14 protein-coding genes, 2 tRNA genes and 1 pseudogene (1 of these 17 only partly in view) are annotated in these 15,301 nt (G+C 61.7%); 6 read left to right on the top strand and 11 right to left on the bottom strand.

Features of this window, described 5'->3' with window-relative positions; all coding sequences use genetic code 11:
- Positions 1–39, top strand: the end of a protein-coding gene (locus DAAJ005_RS02505; RefSeq protein WP_151845749.1) for a hypothetical protein. Its footprint begins 906 nt before the window's first position; only the last 39 of its 945 coding nucleotides appear in the window; the start codon falls outside the window, past its left edge; it ends in the stop codon at positions 37–39.
- Positions 40–133: 94 nt separating this feature from the next.
- Here the strand turns inward: DAAJ005_RS02505 and yidC are convergent, their stop codons facing one another.
- From yidC to rpmH, 4 genes are all read right to left on the bottom strand, one after another.
- Positions 134–1,777: a membrane protein insertase YidC gene (gene yidC / locus DAAJ005_RS02500; RefSeq protein ID WP_151845748.1), complete on the bottom strand. Its 1,644-nt coding sequence runs from the start codon at positions 1,775–1,777 to the stop codon at positions 134–136.
- Positions 1,777–2,133, bottom strand: a complete 357-nt coding sequence (gene yidD / locus DAAJ005_RS19410) for a membrane protein insertion efficiency factor YidD (RefSeq protein WP_151845747.1) — start codon at positions 2,131–2,133, stop codon at positions 1,777–1,779. The genes yidC and yidD overlap by 1 nt, the downstream gene beginning before the upstream one ends.
- On the bottom strand, positions 2,130–2,573 hold the full coding sequence (gene rnpA / locus DAAJ005_RS02490) for a ribonuclease P protein component (RefSeq protein ID WP_151848346.1): 444 nt from the start codon (positions 2,571–2,573) through the stop codon (positions 2,130–2,132). Before rnpA ends, yidD begins: the two co-directional genes overlap by 4 nt.
- Before the next feature lie 85 nt (positions 2,574–2,658).
- Positions 2,659–2,802 (bottom strand): 50S ribosomal protein L34, encoded by a 144-nt coding sequence (rpmH, locus tag DAAJ005_RS02485; protein ID WP_029482962.1) that lies wholly within the window; start codon positions 2,800–2,802, stop codon positions 2,659–2,661.
- 505 nt (positions 2,803–3,307) lie between these two features.
- On the opposite strand from rpmH, the gene DAAJ005_RS02480 reads away from it, so the two are divergent.
- The 3 genes from DAAJ005_RS02480 (at position 3,308) to DAAJ005_RS02470 (ending at position 4,312) form a co-directional block, all read left to right on the top strand.
- Positions 3,308–3,381, top strand: a tRNA-Cys gene (locus DAAJ005_RS02480).
- Positions 3,382–3,415: 34 nt separating this feature from the next.
- Positions 3,416–3,490: transfer RNA gene (locus tag DAAJ005_RS02475), tRNA-Val, on the top strand.
- 402 nt (positions 3,491–3,892) lie between these two features.
- Positions 3,893–4,312, top strand: a complete 420-nt coding sequence (locus DAAJ005_RS02470) for a response regulator (protein ID WP_151845746.1) — start codon at positions 3,893–3,895, stop codon at positions 4,310–4,312.
- 80 nt (positions 4,313–4,392) lie between these two features.
- On the opposite strand, the gene argR is transcribed toward DAAJ005_RS02470, so the two are convergent.
- From argR to DAAJ005_RS02445, 5 genes are all read right to left on the bottom strand, one after another.
- A complete protein-coding gene (argR, locus tag DAAJ005_RS02465) occupies positions 4,393–4,863 on the bottom strand; it encodes an arginine repressor (protein ID WP_075830797.1) in 471 nt (156 codons plus the stop codon).
- Between the two features lie 49 nt (positions 4,864–4,912).
- Entirely contained in the window at positions 4,913–6,160 is a 1,248-nt protein-coding gene (coaBC, locus tag DAAJ005_RS02460) for a bifunctional phosphopantothenoylcysteine decarboxylase/phosphopantothenate--cysteine ligase CoaBC (protein WP_151845745.1), read from the bottom strand.
- 52 nt (positions 6,161–6,212) lie between these two features.
- On the bottom strand, positions 6,213–7,130 hold the full coding sequence (locus tag DAAJ005_RS02455; protein WP_151845744.1) for an AEC family transporter: 918 nt from the start codon (positions 7,128–7,130) through the stop codon (positions 6,213–6,215).
- A 104-nt stretch (positions 7,131–7,234) separates the two neighbouring features.
- The gene (locus DAAJ005_RS02450; RefSeq protein ID WP_151845743.1) at positions 7,235–8,602 is read right to left on the bottom strand and encodes an AAA family ATPase; all 1,368 of its coding nucleotides are present in this window, start codon (positions 8,600–8,602) and stop codon (positions 7,235–7,237) included.
- A 213-nt stretch (positions 8,603–8,815) separates the two neighbouring features.
- Entirely contained in the window at positions 8,816–9,511 is a 696-nt protein-coding gene (locus DAAJ005_RS02445; protein WP_029483486.1) for a Crp/Fnr family transcriptional regulator, read from the bottom strand.
- A gap of 298 nt (positions 9,512–9,809) precedes the next feature.
- Here DAAJ005_RS02445 and DAAJ005_RS02440 point away from each other — a divergent pair, with 298 nt between their 5' ends.
- The gene (locus DAAJ005_RS02440) at positions 9,810–11,645 is read left to right on the top strand and encodes an acyl-CoA dehydrogenase C-terminal domain-containing protein (RefSeq protein ID WP_151845742.1); all 1,836 of its coding nucleotides are present in this window, start codon (positions 9,810–9,812) and stop codon (positions 11,643–11,645) included.
- Between the two features lie 622 nt (positions 11,646–12,267).
- Here DAAJ005_RS02440 and DAAJ005_RS19405 read toward each other — a convergent pair.
- Positions 12,268–12,423 (bottom strand): annotated as a pseudogene (locus DAAJ005_RS19405) (IS4 family transposase); the annotation flags it as partial.
- A 230-nt stretch (positions 12,424–12,653) separates the two neighbouring features.
- Between DAAJ005_RS19405 and DAAJ005_RS02435 the strand changes: the two are divergent.
- A protein-coding gene (locus DAAJ005_RS02435) for an IS3 family transposase (RefSeq protein ID WP_151845741.1) occupies positions 12,654–13,768 on the top strand; the annotation gives its coding sequence in 2 pieces (ribosomal slippage) (positions 12,654–12,903 and positions 12,903–13,768; 1,116 coding nt in all).
- A 370-nt stretch (positions 13,769–14,138) separates the two neighbouring features.
- Here the strand turns inward: DAAJ005_RS02435 and DAAJ005_RS02430 are convergent.
- A complete protein-coding gene (locus DAAJ005_RS02430; protein ID WP_151845740.1) occupies positions 14,139–15,287 on the bottom strand; it encodes a protein NO VEIN domain-containing protein in 1,149 nt (382 codons plus the stop codon).
- Positions 15,288–15,301: the final 14 nt, after the last annotated feature.

Below are 15,301 nucleotides of genomic sequence, written 5' to 3'. Positions count from 1 at the left end.
CTGCTGACGCTGAAAGCGTGGGGACGGCTGGCGCAGTAGGACCGCAGTAGGACGAATGGAGCAGTGGAGCTAATGATCAAAAAAGCCGCCCCACCATTACGGCAGGGCGGCTTCCTCTTGACAGCTTTAGCTTTCAGTCTTTGGGCGCGTCCAGGGTCTTGGGCGCTTTGCGGGTCTTGGTCGCGCCGGGCATGTTCGGGGCCGTCTTGGCGATCACGACCTTGCCCGTGCCGCCCGCACCCGCAGCCACGGTTTTCTGAATCCGCTGACCGATGGTGGCGGTCTCGGCCTCCACCTGTTTGTTGATGATCACCTGTTGCACGATGCCGATCAATGTGGACACGATGATGTAGATGGTCACCCCTGCCGGGAAGGTCAGGGCGAAATACAGGAAGATCAGGTAGATGAACGCCTGCTGCTTGAACATCTGCGGGTTCTTGCGGGTCATGACATAGAGCTGCCCGATGTTGACGATCAGGTACAGCAGCGCCAGGAAATAGAAGGGATCAGGGATCGCGAGGTCCGGCAGCCACAGGAAACCGCTATCGAACTCGAAGTTGCGGATGGTGGACCACAGCGCGATCAGCACCGGAAAAGGGATAAAGGTGGACACGCAGCCCGCCGGGTTGAAGTTGTACTGCTTGTAGAGCTGCTGCATCTCTGCCTGCATGGCCACCTGAGAATCGCGGTCCTTGCGCTCCTTGTACTTGTCCTGAATCTCCTTGATCCGGGGCTGCATCACCTGCATGCGGGCGGTGGTGCGGCCCTGCGCCTGCATCAGCGGCCACATGATCAGCCGCAGCAGCACGGTCAGCAGCAGCAGCACGAGGCCCCAGTTGCCCACCACCTTGTAGATCTCTTCCATGATCTTGACGATCACCAGACTGATCTTGCCGAAGACGTTGGGGGCAAACAGGCCCGGCAATTCGCTGTAGCCGCTCTGATACAGGTGGATCAGCTCGTTCTTGCCGCCGTAGACTTCCAGGTTGCTGACTGCGGGCAGGCTGGCCGTGATCAGGCCCTGCTCGCCACCGGTCAGCGTGGTATTGACGGTGGTGCCCTTTTGCGGGCGAATGATCAGCGCGTGCGCGAGCTGGTTGGGCTTTTCCTGAAGGGCGGCGTACTGGATGTTCTGGACTTTCTGTGTCCCGCTGCCCTGCACGGTGACGGGTTCCCCACCCACGGGGACGGCCTTGACGCTGGGATTGTCGTTCTTGCCCAGACCGGGGAACAGCATATTGACGGTGGCCGGGCCGCCCGTCACGTCTGTCTTCAGGTCAATCTTGAAGTTGCGCGGGTGCAGCACCACGGTCTTGGTCACGCTCACGCCGCCCTGCGTGTACTTGAAGACGGCGGTCTGCTCATTGGCCGGCAGGTCTGTGGACAGTTGCGGCACAGTGGTTTCGGCAGCTTTTGCCGGATCGAGGCCGCCGCCGGTCAGGGCGAAGGCTTTACGGTCCCCCACCATGTTGACCAGACTGGCCTGCGCTTTCAGGCCGCTGAGATCAACAGTGCCATCGGCCTTGCGTTTGATGTACGGCGTGCCCGCGTAGCTCTTGACGAACCAGCCGATGACCTCGCCGCGCTCATTGAACACCACGTCTTGCAGGTTGCTGGTGGCGATGTACTCGTCGCCGGGCTTGCCGTCGAAGTCGGCCTTGATCCAGCCGGAGATGATGGCCTTGCCGAACACCGGCAGCGGCCCGGTCTGTCCGCAGCCCGTGAGCAGCAGCGCGCCCGTGGCGGCGATTAAAGGTAGGAGCAGTCTGGGTTTCATCAGGATACGCGTCTCTTTTTAGGGGTGGAGGAAGGGCTTTTCTGAGGGGCAGGCGGGGGCGGAGAAGTCTGTGACACAGAAGCTGGGGGCGGGGCATTGCTGGCCCCCTCCGAATGATGCTGCGCCGGAAAATGGTCCGGCACCGGATCGTAGCCCCCCGGCACGAGGGGATTGCAGCGCGCCACCCGCCACGCGGCCAGCCAACCGCCCTTGACGGCACCGTGGAGTTCAATGGCCTGCGCGGCGTACTCCGAGCAGGTGGGCGAAAAACGGCAGGTGGGCACCGGCTTACGCGGCGACAGCACCCGCTGGTAGTAGCGCACAGCCCCCACCAGGCCGCGTGAGGCGAGGCTCACGGACGGTCCTTGGGCGGGGTGGGTGGGGCAGCGGTCACGCGCTCAGATACGCGGGCAGACTGCCGGGGGTTCCCGGCTTTGCCGCCGCGCTTGCCCTGGCTCTTCGCTTGACTGGGCGCTTTGGCAATCGCGCGGGCCAGCGCAGCCTGTAATTCAGTGAACGGTGCGGTCAGCACGCCTGGATTGGGCAGCAGAATTGCGCGGCACGGCGGCAGGCCGCCTGGCAAGGTCCGCAATGCCTCGCGCACGCGGCGGCGCACGCGGTTGCGGTCCACGGCACGCTTCAGTGTTTTCTTGGACACCACGATGCCCATGATGGCGCGTGGTTGCCAGACCTCGCCGTAACGCGGGCGATATTCGGTCAGGCGCAGGGTGAACAGCGGATCTCGCACCGCCACACCGTGGTTGCGGACCTTGCGGAATTCGCGGTCACCACGCAAAGAATCCAGCGCCACCGGACGGCGGGGCCGTACCTGCGTGGCGCTGGACTGTTCTTCGTGGGCGATAGAAAACCGCTTTTAACGACTACTCGTCGGCGACGGTTAGCTGCTGGCGGCCCTTGGCACGGCGGCGCGCGATGATGTTGCGGCCAGCCTTGGTTTTCATGCGGGCGCGGAAGCCGTGGGTCTTGGCGCGCTTGCGGACGTTGGGTTGATAGGTACGCTTCATGGTCGTTCTCCTTCCAGGCGGCCCACCCGGTCATGCCGTGGGCGCGGCCAGTTCTGCGTGGATTGCCCTGAGAAAAGCAGCAAATCCCGCCCCCACTCAGGGGGCAAACTGGAGAAGTGTAGCACGCCGGAGCGAGCGGGGAAAAGAGGCAGGTAGAGGTGGCTGCGAAGTCAACACTTACTCCAGAAACGACGAATCCATCGGGGCGCGGAACTGCCTGGCGGCCAGTCTGCCCTCGCCAGTCCACCTCACGACGCAGCAGGTACACAGCCATCTGAGGCAACGCCGTACGGGAAAGCCTCTCATCAATGCTGGATCACCTCTCCCCGGTGGCTTTCGACGAACGAGCCTCTGAGCCGTTACTGGCAGTCCACAGACCCTTGCAGTGTCAGAATTACGCTCTGTGCGCTGCGGGCTGGACCCCGGTTTACAGCTTCCAAAGACCGTGCTAACATTCTTTGCGCTGGAGAGGACCGTGTTGGAAAATAAGGCTTTGCCAGAGTGCGGCGCTGTAGCCAAGTGGTAAGGCAGAGGTTTGCAAAACCTCCACCACCGGTTCGAGTCCGGTCAGCGCCTCCAGAGCAGCACCGTTTTTAAAGACGTACCTCGTTTCAGATCCGTAGCTCAGGGGTAGAGCACTACATTGACACTGTAGGGGTCAGCAGTTCAAATCTGCTCGGGTCTACCATCCACAAAGCCTCCGCCCCAGCGGGGGTTTTTCCTTGTTGTCCGCATGAGTATCCAGCCCACCATGAGCGTCCATGCAGAGACCCATGAAGCGATCCGCAATGGTCCCAGCAGGGTCACGCTGCCATACTTCCAGTCATGGTGAGTCTTCTCCTGATCGTGCTGTTCGGCGTCCTGGCCATTGCGCTTCTGCTGGCCCCGCGCCCTTCGGTCCCGTTCAGTGCAGTGGCGCGACTCGACTCCACCGTTCCGCGGCGCTCTCGTGCAGATTCCGCCAAGCGGACCAGACCACACGCGGGCTGAGGTCTATTTACAGGGCTGGCTCTGAACGCTCACATAGAGACTCAGCTTCTCTCCCAAGAAGACTGGTGGTCAGCATTAAGAAAGCTTTATCATTGAGGGCATGATGCTGCCTTTCAATTACCTCGTGGTGGATGACAGTCCACAGGATCAGTTGCTGGCCCAGGAGGCTTTCGAGCACCTGTGCCCGGAATGCGTCCTGACCTGTGCCGGAAGCGGGCGGGAAGCGCTGGCACTCCTTCAGGACCGGGATTTTCAGGTCGATGTGGTTCTGCTGGACCTCAACATGCCCGGCATGAGCGGCTTTGAACTGCTGCGCGAAATGAAGAGGGACCCCCGTCTGGTCCGCATTCCAGTGGTGATCCTGTCGACCTCCAGCGCCCAGCAGGACATCAGCGAGGCCTACACGCTGCACGCCAGCTCATATCTGGTCAAATCGTCGAGTTTTGCTGAATTTCTGTCCCAGATCGAGAAGTTCCTGGATTACTGGCAGTCCAGCCGCACCGTCAACCATGTGGGATAGGATCACACGGAACCGCAGACCATCCCCGTCCAGGCGGGGTTTTTATTGTGATTGTGGCGGGGTTGTATCCCTGAACTTCTCTAGCCCAGCATCAACGCGTGCAGTTCTTCCATCAGGGCCTCGCCCTCATCGGTGGTGCGGGCCACCACGAAAATGGTGTCCTCCCCAGCAATGGTGCCCACGATATCGTCGCGGCGCAGGCGGTCCAGCAGCAGCGCCACCCCGGACGCGTGGCCCTCGGCGGTGCGGACCACCAGCACGTTCTCGCCCCGGTCCACGTCCTGCACGAAGTTCTGGAACAACCGGCCCAGCTCGCCCTTGACGTCGCCGTGGCCGCCCGACTGTGACAGGGCGTAACGGTGGCGGCCCTTGCCTACTGGCACGCGCACCAGCCGTAATTCATTGATATCGCGGCTGACGGTGGCCTGCGTGACCAGCACGTCCTCATGGCGCAGAAATTCCACCAGTTCACCCTGCGTGGAGACGCTTTCGCGGGCGATGATGTCCTGAATGCGTTTCTGACGCTGTTCCTTGCTGAGCTTGCCTGGCACGCCCGCCACTCTATGCAGTGCGGATGAATAATGCAATTGCCGGAGGTGCTTAATCTGTTGTTCGCTGGCCCCGAACCCGCAAAGCCTCGTTCAGCAATTGCCGCGCCACCTGGCGCTTGCTGGCGCGGGGCCAGTCCTGATGGGAGCCGTCGGCGCGGACCAGGGTGACCTGATTGTCGTCGCCGCCAAACGCTGTGCCTTCCTGCGTGGGGTAATTCAGGAGGATGAAGTCGGCGTTCTTGCGCGCGGCCTTGGCGGCGGCCCGCTCCACGCCCGCGTGCGTTTCCATCGCGAAGCCCACCAGCACGCGCCCACCCTTCTCGCGCCCCAGTTCGGCCAGGATGTCGGGATTGGGCGTGAGGTGAATGCTCACGTCGCCCGCCACCTTGGCCTGTTTCTCGCCCTTCAGTTCGGCGGCGCGGTAGTCGGCCACGGCAGCCGTCATGACCACGATATCGGCGTCCTGTGTGGCCCTAATCACGGCGTCGCGCAATTCCAGGGCCGACTCGATCCTGACCACAGCCATGCCAGCCGGATCGGGCAGATTCACCGGACCCGTGACCAGCGTGACCCTTGCGCCCCGGTCCCGCGCGTTCTCGGCCACCGCGAAGCCCATCTTGCCGCTGCTGGGATTGCTGATAAAGCGCACCGGGTCCAGATACTCGCGGGTGGGGCCAGCCGAAACCACCACATGCAGGCCCTCCAGATCACGCCCTTTTGAATCAGACACAGCGGCGGGTGTTAGCAGCTTCAGCACGGCGGCGGCAATGTCCTCCGGCTCGGCCATGCGCCCGATGCCCGCGCCCTCGCCGCGTGTGCCGAACGCGCCCACCTCCGGCCCCAGAAAGTGGTGGCTCCACTCGCGCAGCCGCGCCACGTTGGACTGCACCGCCCGATTTCGCCACATGGCCGCGTTCATGGCCGGAACCCACAGCACTGGCCCCGGCACGCTCAGGAGGGTTGCCAGCGCCAGGTCATTCGCGTGGCCGTGCGCCGCCCCGGCCAGCAATTCGGCAGAGGCTCCCACGATCACTGCCGCATCCGCCTTCGCCAGTGTGAGATGCAGGGCGTCGGGGCGGGGCGAGAACCACGCTGCATCGGTGCCCACCGGACCGTCGGCGGCGGTGGACAGGCTCAGCTCGGTGACAAAGGCCAGCGCGGCGCGGGTGGCGATCACGCTGACCCCTACGCCACCCTCACGCAGCCGCCGCAGCACAGAGGGTGCTTTCACGGCGGCCATGCTGCCGCCCACGATCACCAGGACTGTCTTTTGACCCTCTACCGCCGCGTCTGCCATCACCCCTGGAGTCTAGCGGGCAGAGGAGCTTCCGGGAGAGTGGCCTTCCTGTTTACCCCAGCAGCGGCAGCAGCGCCACCACCGCCGCAATGCTCAGCACCGATCCCAGCGTCGTGACCAGCACCACCCCGGCCACCGTTTCCGAGTCTCCGCCGTATTCCTGCGCGATCAGCAGGGCATTGACGGCGGTGGGCATGCTGGCCGACAGAACCAGCACCGCCAGCGATTCGCCGCGTAACCCCACCAGAAAGCCGATGCCCAGCGCGATCAGCGGACCACCGATCAACCGCGCCGCACCTGCCAGCCACACCCGGCGGTTCAGCGGCGGCCAGCCCCCTGCGCCCAGTTGCAGGCCCAGTGACAGCAACACCAGCGGCAGCGTGGCCTGTGCCAAGAGCGCCACCCCGCGCGTGACGCCCTGTGGAAGTGGCACATTCAGCACCCGTAGCACCACGGCAATCAACGCCACCCAGATGGTGGGCAGCCGGAACACCGACTTGAGAATATCGACCACGCCGTATTTCTGCCCCGTTTTAGAGGCCGAGCCGTAGATGGCCGGGCCGACGATGTACATGGCGACGATAGACACCAGAAAAACCACCGTCGCACGGTCAAACCCGCTGTCACCGAACACGAACAGCGCAATCGGTAGCCCCATGTTGCCGCTGTTCCAGATGCCCGAGGAAGCGCTCAGGCTGCGGCGTTCGGCGTCTGGGCGGCCCAGCCCGGCCAGCCAGCCCAGCCCCAGCGACACGGCCATCACCAGCAAAAAGACCAGCCCCAGTTGCCCGGCCTCGGCGGCCTTCACCGGGGTTCGCAGGATCACGTCCAGCACCAGCGCCGGAATCAGCAGGTACATGGTGATGCGCGAGATGGTGACCTGATCAATTTTTATCCGCGAGGCCAGCAGCGCCCCTAGGCCGGCGACGATCATCACGGGCAGCAGGACGTTACTCAGGGCCTGGAACATTCAGCCAGTATCCTGGCACAAACAGGGTGTGGAAGGGCCGCCCGCCGTGAGCAATAAACATGAAAAATCCCCCCTCGCGGGGAAGAGGGTGGCGTGAAGTCGGTTCAGCCCGCCAGCAACCGCAGCCGGGTCGGGCAGGGCGCGACAACTTCCTCCATGCCCGCCAGATCCGCCCAGTCGCGGCGCACCCCCGCCTCGTCGGCGCGGCGTTCCAGCAGGTATTCCTGAATGCGGGCCATGCTCAGCATGCCTTCGGGTAGACGGGCAGCCAGTTCGCCGATTTCTGCCTCATTCCACTCCGGCCAGAAGCGGCGCAGCATCCCGGCCACCTGGGCGTGGGTGGCGTTGTCGATCAGGAGGTGACGGTCCGCGCGGCCCGGACGGATCAGCGCGGCGTCCAGCCCGGCCAGGTCGTTGGTGGTCATGAAGGTCACGCGGCCCCCCTCCCCTGCTGCCACGCCGTCCAGCGCGTTCAGCAGGCCGTTGAAGGACAGCTTGACGCTGGGGGTGCGCGGCTCGCGGCCCAGGAATACGGCGTCGATGTCCTCCAGCAGCAGCAGGGCGCGGCGCGGCAATTCGGCCAGCAGGGCGGTCAGTCGGTCATCGCTCAGGTCCGGCGTGGCCAGATTCAGCACGCACACGTTCAGACCAAACGCCCCCGCCAGCGCCGACACCAGACTGCTTTTGCCGTTGCCGGGAGGGCCGTGCAGCAGGTAGCCCCGGCGGTAGGGAATGCCCATGCCCGCGTACCATTCGCGGTCCCCGAAGAAGCCGCCCAGATCGGCGTGCAAATTGTCCAGCAGGCCCTCGGCGTAGATCAGGCTCTCCAGCGGGCGGGCGGCGCGGCGTTCCACCAGCTTCCAGCCGTGGTACTCGGGCACGTAGATTTCCACGCGTCCGTCGCTGCGGCCCGCCGTGAAGTCATAGGCCTCGCGCAGCAGCTCGGTAATCACCGGACGCGCCCCCGACAGCATTCGGAAGGTCAGGCTGTGGGTGAAGCCCAGCCCCCCCTGGTTTGCGCCCTGCCGCTCGGTGCGCTGCGGGTAAGCCAGCATCCAGTGGCCGTGAAAACGCAGCAGCGCCGCGCCGCTCAGCGGAACCAGACGGGCGGTGATCTCGTCGCCGTCGCGGTCCGTGCCAATCGCCACATTGTGGCCGCCCATCTGCTCGTTGAAACGCGTGACCACCCCCAGGTGCCGCAGGTTTCGCCCCACCGGCTGGGCGGCCAGCCACGCCGCCAGCCACGGAAAGGCTGGATCGTCCCCCTGAATGTCCAGCGTGACGGTAAAACGGCGGTCCAGCCGCGACAGCAGTTGCGTGGGCAGCGTTCGGGCGTACATGGCCGCCGCGCTCAGCAGACCGATCAGCAGGCCGCCCTGCGCCAGTTCATTGGTGGCCAGCGTGTGTTGCACCGTGCTGAGAAGCTCAGTCCAGAAGGTGTGCAGGATGTTGGAAAGTTCATTGATGTTCATGGTCAGGTCCAGGGTCAGAAGATGGAGACGTGGTGCGCTCTCCTCGCCAGTTACCCTAGAGCTGAGCCTGCCGCCTCCGCCTGTGCCGAATGGCTGAGGCTGGGATGCGCCTGGGAGCTTACCTTTGACTTATTTTCCGAACTGATCAGGCACGAAAAACCCCCTCCATTGCGGAGGGGCAGGCTCTCAGATTTCTTCTGATGAGGTCTTTTTCTAATTGCCCTGCTCGATGTAAGCCTTCAGCGCTTCCATGCGGACGATGATCGGCGCGCGGGCACGCACGATGGCTCCCTCCTGCTTGAGCTTGCCCAGCGAGTGGCTGACCGTCTCGCGGGTGGCCCCCACCATCCGGGCGATGTCTTCCTGATTGAGTTTCAGGTTCAGCTCGACACCCTGGCTATGGGGCCGTCCGAATTCGCGGGCCAGACGGTACAGCAGGCTGGCGACGCGCTCCGGGGCGCTGTAGGCACTGACGGTGGCGCTCCACGCCTGGGCCTCGAACAGCCGGGCGGCCATCAGGCGAATCAGTTTCATGGCCAGGTCGGGTTTGCTGCTCAGCAGGGATTGCAACTCGCTGCGGGGCAGCACGATCAGGGTGGTGCGCTCCAGCGCCTCGGCCTGGGTGGGGCGGCGTTCCTCGGGTTGCAGCAGCAGCTCACCAAAGGTGTCATGCTGCCCAATCACGCCCAGAATGGCCTCCTTGCCGTTGGGGAACAGTTTGCTGATCTTAACCAGCCCACTTTTGACGAAATAAAGCGCGTCGGCAGGGTCGTCCATGCGGTAGACAACCTCACCCGGCCCGTACTGACGGTAGGGGGTCGTGGCAGCCACCTTTTCCAGCTCTGCCAGTTCGAGGTCGGCAAACAGCTCGGTGCGTTTGAGGTGCCAGACCAGGCTCGGATAATTCATGATCCTTCGCAGGATACTCGAATTCAGCGGTCCAGGGGGGCGAATGTACCCTGCTGGGCCAGAATGCCTGAGGTAAAGAAAGGATGAACACGAGGTCATTTCTCCTGTCGCCTCCTTGGGCTGTCCTACGAGCCTCCTAGTTCCGCCGCCATCTCCCCGTCCATGAAGGGAAGACGGGAGAAATCCGCGTGACTTTTGCCTCCGGAAGTTTTATACTCGGTCTAAACAAAAGTGCCGGGTATCGTGCCGCAGGGGCATGGGTCCTGCACCGCCGTGTTCTACACACGAAGGAGTCCACATGCCGACCTACAAAGCACCGCTGCGCGACATCAAGTTTCTGATCAACGAACTGCTCGACGCTCCCGCCGAACTAGCGAAGATGCCGTACTACGCCGAGAACGAAACCGCCGATGGTGCCCTGATGGAACAGGTGCTGGACGAGGCCGCCCGTTTCGTGGAGGGTGAACTGGTCCCGCTGAATGCGGTGGGCGATCAGCAGGGTTGCGTGCGCCACGATGACGGCGAGGTGACCACCCCGGAGGGCTTCAAGGCCGCCTACGATAAGTACCGCAAGGCAGGCTGGACCGCGCTGGACGCCGATCCCAACTACGGCGGACAGGGCATGCCGCATCTGGTCTCCAACGTACTGGTGGAACTGCTGAACAGCGCCAACGTGGCCTGGAGCATGTACCCCGGCCTGAGCCATGGCGCGTACTCGGCATTGCACGCGGTGGGCAGCGACGAGTTGAAAGACCTGTACCTGCCCAAAATCGTGTCGGGCGAGTGGACCGGGACCATGTGCCTCACCGAGCCGCATGCCGGGACAGACCTGGGCATCATCCGCACCAAGGCGAAGGACAACGGCGACGGCACTTACGCGGTCAGCGGCACCAAGATCTTTATCAGCGCGGGCGAGCATGACATGGCCGACAACATCGTGCATCTGGTGCTGGCCCGCCTGGAAGGGAGTCCCGAGGGCACCAAGGGCATCAGCCTGTTCCTGGTTCCCAAGTACCTGCCCACGCCCGAGGGCAAGGTGGGCGAGCGCAACGGTGTGGTCTGCGGCAGCCTGGAACACAAGATGGGCATCAACGGCAACGCCACCGCCCTGCTGAACTTTGACGGCGCAACCGGATTTCTGGTGGGCGAGATCAACAAGGGCATGAACCACATGTTCATCATGATGAACGCGGCCCGTCTGGGCACCGGTTTGCAGGGGCTGGGGCTGGGCGAAGTGGCCTATCAGAACGCGCTGGCCTATGCCAAGGACCGCCTCCAGATGCGCCACAACCCGCGCATGAATCCTTCCGAGAACGCCGATCCGATCATCGTCCACCCCGACGTGCGCCGCATGTTGCTGACGGGTAAGGCGTACACCGAGGCGGGCCGCGCGATGGCGATGTGGCTGGCCCTGAGCATCGACACCGAACACCACCACCCCGACGAGGCCGCGCGCCAGGAAGCGGGCGATCTGGTGGCGCTGCTGACCCCGATTGCCAAGGCGTTCATGACTGACAACGGCTTCAACATCGCCGTGCAGAGCCAGCAGATTTTCGGCGGTCACGGTTACATCCGCGAGTGGGGCATGGAGCAGTTCGTGCGCGACGCCCGCATCGGCCAGATTTATGAAGGCACCAACGGCATTCAGGCGCTGGATCTGCTGGGCCGCAAGGTGCTGATGGACGGCGGCAAGAAATTGCAGAAGCTGGCGGGAATGCTCCAGGAATTCGTGGACGACAACGAGTCCGACGAAGTTATCGGCGAGTATGTCACGGCACTGGGCAAGGCCTCGCAGCAACTGGGCAGCATCACGATGGTGGTGGGCCAGAAAGCCATGAGCGGCGAGGGCGGTGCCGACGAAGTGAACGCTGCCGCCGTGGATTACCTGCGCTTCTTCGGTCACGTCGTTTACGGCTACCTGTGGGCGCGCATGGCGAAGGTGGCCCAGGCCAAGATTGACGCCGGGCAGGACAAGGACGGCTTCTACCTGGGCAAGGTCCAGACCGCCCGTTTCTACTTCACCAAGCTGTTCCCAGAGATCAAGGCGCTGGCCGCCACCATCAAGGCGGGCAACGAGCCGCTGGCCGTGGACAACCGCATGTTCGGCCTGGAACGCGAACTCGTCAGCGCTTAAGCACCCAGCTTTCTGAAACAGCGCTCACTCCTGCGGGGGTGGGCGCTGTTTTCTGTATAGGGGTGAGGAAGAACGATCATTCTTTTTTTCTCGCCCGGCTTGAGTTTCCAGCCCATGATCAAGCGGATCTTCGGTGATTGGCAGAAGCAGCATTGAACCAGCCGAGACTGTCCTGGACGGCGGGCAGCACGCGACGGTGATCGCCCTCTTCCCCACCTTCCACCTTGCCGCCGCCTAAGCTGGACGCCCCAACGTTGCTGAATGAACGGCCTACTACACTGAACCTATGCCAGACATGCAAAAACCCCCCTCAGCCAAGAGGGGGTTTTGCGTGCTGGACGTGGTGCACTCGACTGGAGTCGAACCAGTGACCTGCCCCTTAGGAGGAGTGGCCCAGCGGCCTACGCGTGACTGCACGTGGACAAAATCCCCCTTCCCAGACGACTTTCTCGCTCTTCTGAGAACTGTACGTGACGGTCCGTGAACGGACAGTTTTCGATGGCTATTGCACATCGACTGCACAGATCTTTCAGGAGCAATTACACCTGACCACTCCTTAAAACGAGGCGTGAGTCTCACCCATGCTCTTTTTGATCAGGTCAGGACGGACCAAAAATGTTCTGGACACGCAGAGCCAGATAAATGCAATCGACACTTCCTTAGGAAGTGTTGAGACACGCTCAGCACGGGTCAACCCTGTGTCCTCCAGATCGAAGCCGAATGTTTTCAGGACACTCTGTAAATTTTCGACCTGCCATCTCAGGCTGTAGCGGGCCAAGCCTCTGGCCCTACACCCTTGATGCACCACGAACAGCACTGTGCCTGCCCCATTTTGGGTTCATAAGACCCAGAGCTTGACCCCATTAGAGACTACTCTAGGAGGAAAATACCCTGCAGGGGCTGACTTGCCGTTCCAGGCGATGAGTTTTTAGGGGTAGTCAGCAATTGACGTGACCCCTGTTTCTCGGTCCACTCCGATTGCGACAAGATGGGCAACCCGGAGGCGCGATGAAAGGAAAACGGTACACCGAGCAGCAGATTCTGAGCATTCTCGAACAGGTCGACGCAGGCCAGTCCCTAGCCGAGATGACGCGACTTCACGGCATCGCGGTCAGCACCATCCACCGCTGGAAGGCAAAGTATGGCGGGATGACGAAGAACGAAACCAGACGGTTTCGTCTGCTGGAGGAAGAAAATCGCCGCCTCAAGAAACTGGTGGCAGATCTGTCGCTGGACAACCAAGTGCTGAAAGAGGTGGTGGCAAAAAAGTGGTAGACCCGGGCGCGACGCCACAGTCCCAGACGCCGTTGAAGCGGGAAATGGTGGGATTTGTACGGCTGCGCTTCGGGGTCACCGAACGGCGGGCGTGTCACCAGTTGGGCTTCTGGCGGTCGACACAACGACACAACAGCCCTGGAGAGGAAAAAGACCAGGTCTTGAAAGCTCGGTTGCGTTTCCTGGCGCTGGAACGGCCTCGTTTTGGATATCGGCGGCTCCACGTCTTGCTAAAACGCGAAGGATTGAAGGTCAATCACAAACGGGTGTACCGGATTTACCGTGCGGAAGGACTGGCCGTTCGGCGCAAGACGCGCAAGAAATTGGTGGCAGGAGAACGGGGCAACAAACCGCCAGTGTCCGCGCCGAATCAACGCTGGAGCATGGATTTCATGTCGGACCAACTGGCCTCAGGTCAACGGTTTCGCGTGCTGAACGTGGTTGATGACTTCACGCGGGAATGTTTGATCATGCATGTCGGGACCTCGATCACGGGCGCGGATGTGGCCCGACTCCTCTCCGCAGTGCTGGTTGAGCGCGCTCAACCAGCCATGATCGTGACGGACAATGGCCCGGAATTCATCAGTAAAGCGCTGGATCAGTGGAGCCATGAGCACGGAATCATCCAGCACTTCAACCATCCAGGGAAGCCCGTGGAGAACGCCTACATCGAGAGTTTCAACGGCCGTGTCCGGGACGAGTGCCTGAATCTCCACTGGTTTCAGACGCTGCCCCAGGCTCGCCTAATCGTGTCGGCCTGGCATCAGGATTACAACCAGGTTCGTCCGCACAGCTCCCTGGACAATCTCTCACCTCAGACGTTCGCCCGCCTGTATCAGGCGGGCTGAGGTACGATTCAAGTGCAATTGGACTGGACCGACGGAGGGGGGAACCTCACCTGATGCTTCCATTCTCCCAAATATTCAATGAAATCCACTCACTCCGTTCGGTCAAAAGTGAACAACCCTTTTGACAAATGCTCTAGAACCGCTTCTCCAGATTCAGCGCCGTCTTACCTGCCCCGTTTAGGGCTTAAGCGAGCCAGCATCCACGCCGTCTGGGAGAGTGTTTTGCGTGCATTGGAAATCGACACTGCCATTTTGCTTAGCCTATAGGGTTCAGCGCCCAGAAGCTGTCTTTTCGGTGTGCTGCACCTAGAGCGCAAGAGATGATCCAAAACCGAGCAGAAAACATGGTTTGTTCAGGTCGAGGAGCGAATCAGTTCGTCTTTTTGCCGTCCCAGACGAGCTTTCCGTGATCAGCATCAGGCCCTAGACGGAGTAAGTACATGACACCATCTGTGGCGAGGAGCTGACGACTCCCACCATCTGTCACGATGTGTAATTTACCCAGTATTGGCATTACCTGACTTTCGGCGGAGCGTAAAACGATAAAGTGTCCAGCGATTTCATACACTCCAGCCGAAGCCTCATTACCTGTTGCTGTGAACCGGCCATCCGGCTTGAGATCGAGCGTTGCAGATATGGAAACATAACGACCGGGTATGAAATAAGCTGGCGCTGACTCGGCAGCAGTGACTGGAATGGAATTCTTTGGCCTGGCATACTGGAGGGCGGGGAGATCCGCCAGTAACTGCTGGACGCCGTCGAGGTCAATGCGCACCAAGGGGACGCCCGTATATAGATCAATCGCCAGCGGAGGGGCAGCCATGTCATCTCTAAGGGTCACCACAGCTATCGCATGGTGACGGCCTATCGCTCGGCGAAACTCTCTTTCCGGCTCTGATAGAACGACGTGGCTCCGCTCGATGCGTGTGGCCTTAACATCGAATGCCAATCGGCCATCCAAGAGAATGTCGTATGGCAAACCCTCCTCCTCGGTTGCATTGGGCCACTCAATTTTCTCCCGAGGGTAATACCGTTCGAGGTATTCCATGAAGTGGCGTTCTCCCGCATGCCCAACAGATTCTTGATATGGAATGCTGGACGACGACTTTGCCTCCCGTTTGCCAGAATCATGGGTATGAATGCGCACCTGGAGCTGCTCTGGCTGCGCCCTGAACGTAGGTCGGTCGACTTGTATACCTAAGGTGTTCTGACGAGCGTTTTGAAAAACAACCTGTCGGAGGAGACGGATCGCCGCCACGCTCACTCCTGCACTGCACCGCAAGGCAGATAGCCGAGACCCATTTGTTGCGCCTTTATGGTGGAATGTGAGTTCCACGGATTCGGCACCGACCAGTACCTCTCCCTGATATTCGTGTTGCCTTACTTGCTGGAAAGAGGACTGAAGGTGAATATCTGGATCTTGGAGCAGGTATCCGAGAATCTCAGCATCGCGCTTAGGGTCGATGCGGAAGGGAAACGTGGATCTCAGTTCACCCGTGTTGTAAATCTGGGTTTCCATAAATGTGTTTTCCT

The organism is Deinococcus sp. AJ005 (assembly GCF_009017495.1).
Lineage (GTDB): Bacteria > Deinococcota > Deinococci > Deinococcales > Deinococcaceae > Deinococcus.
The sequence above is the reverse complement of the archived record's forward strand: the minus strand, read 5'-3'. Positions and strand labels throughout refer to the sequence as shown.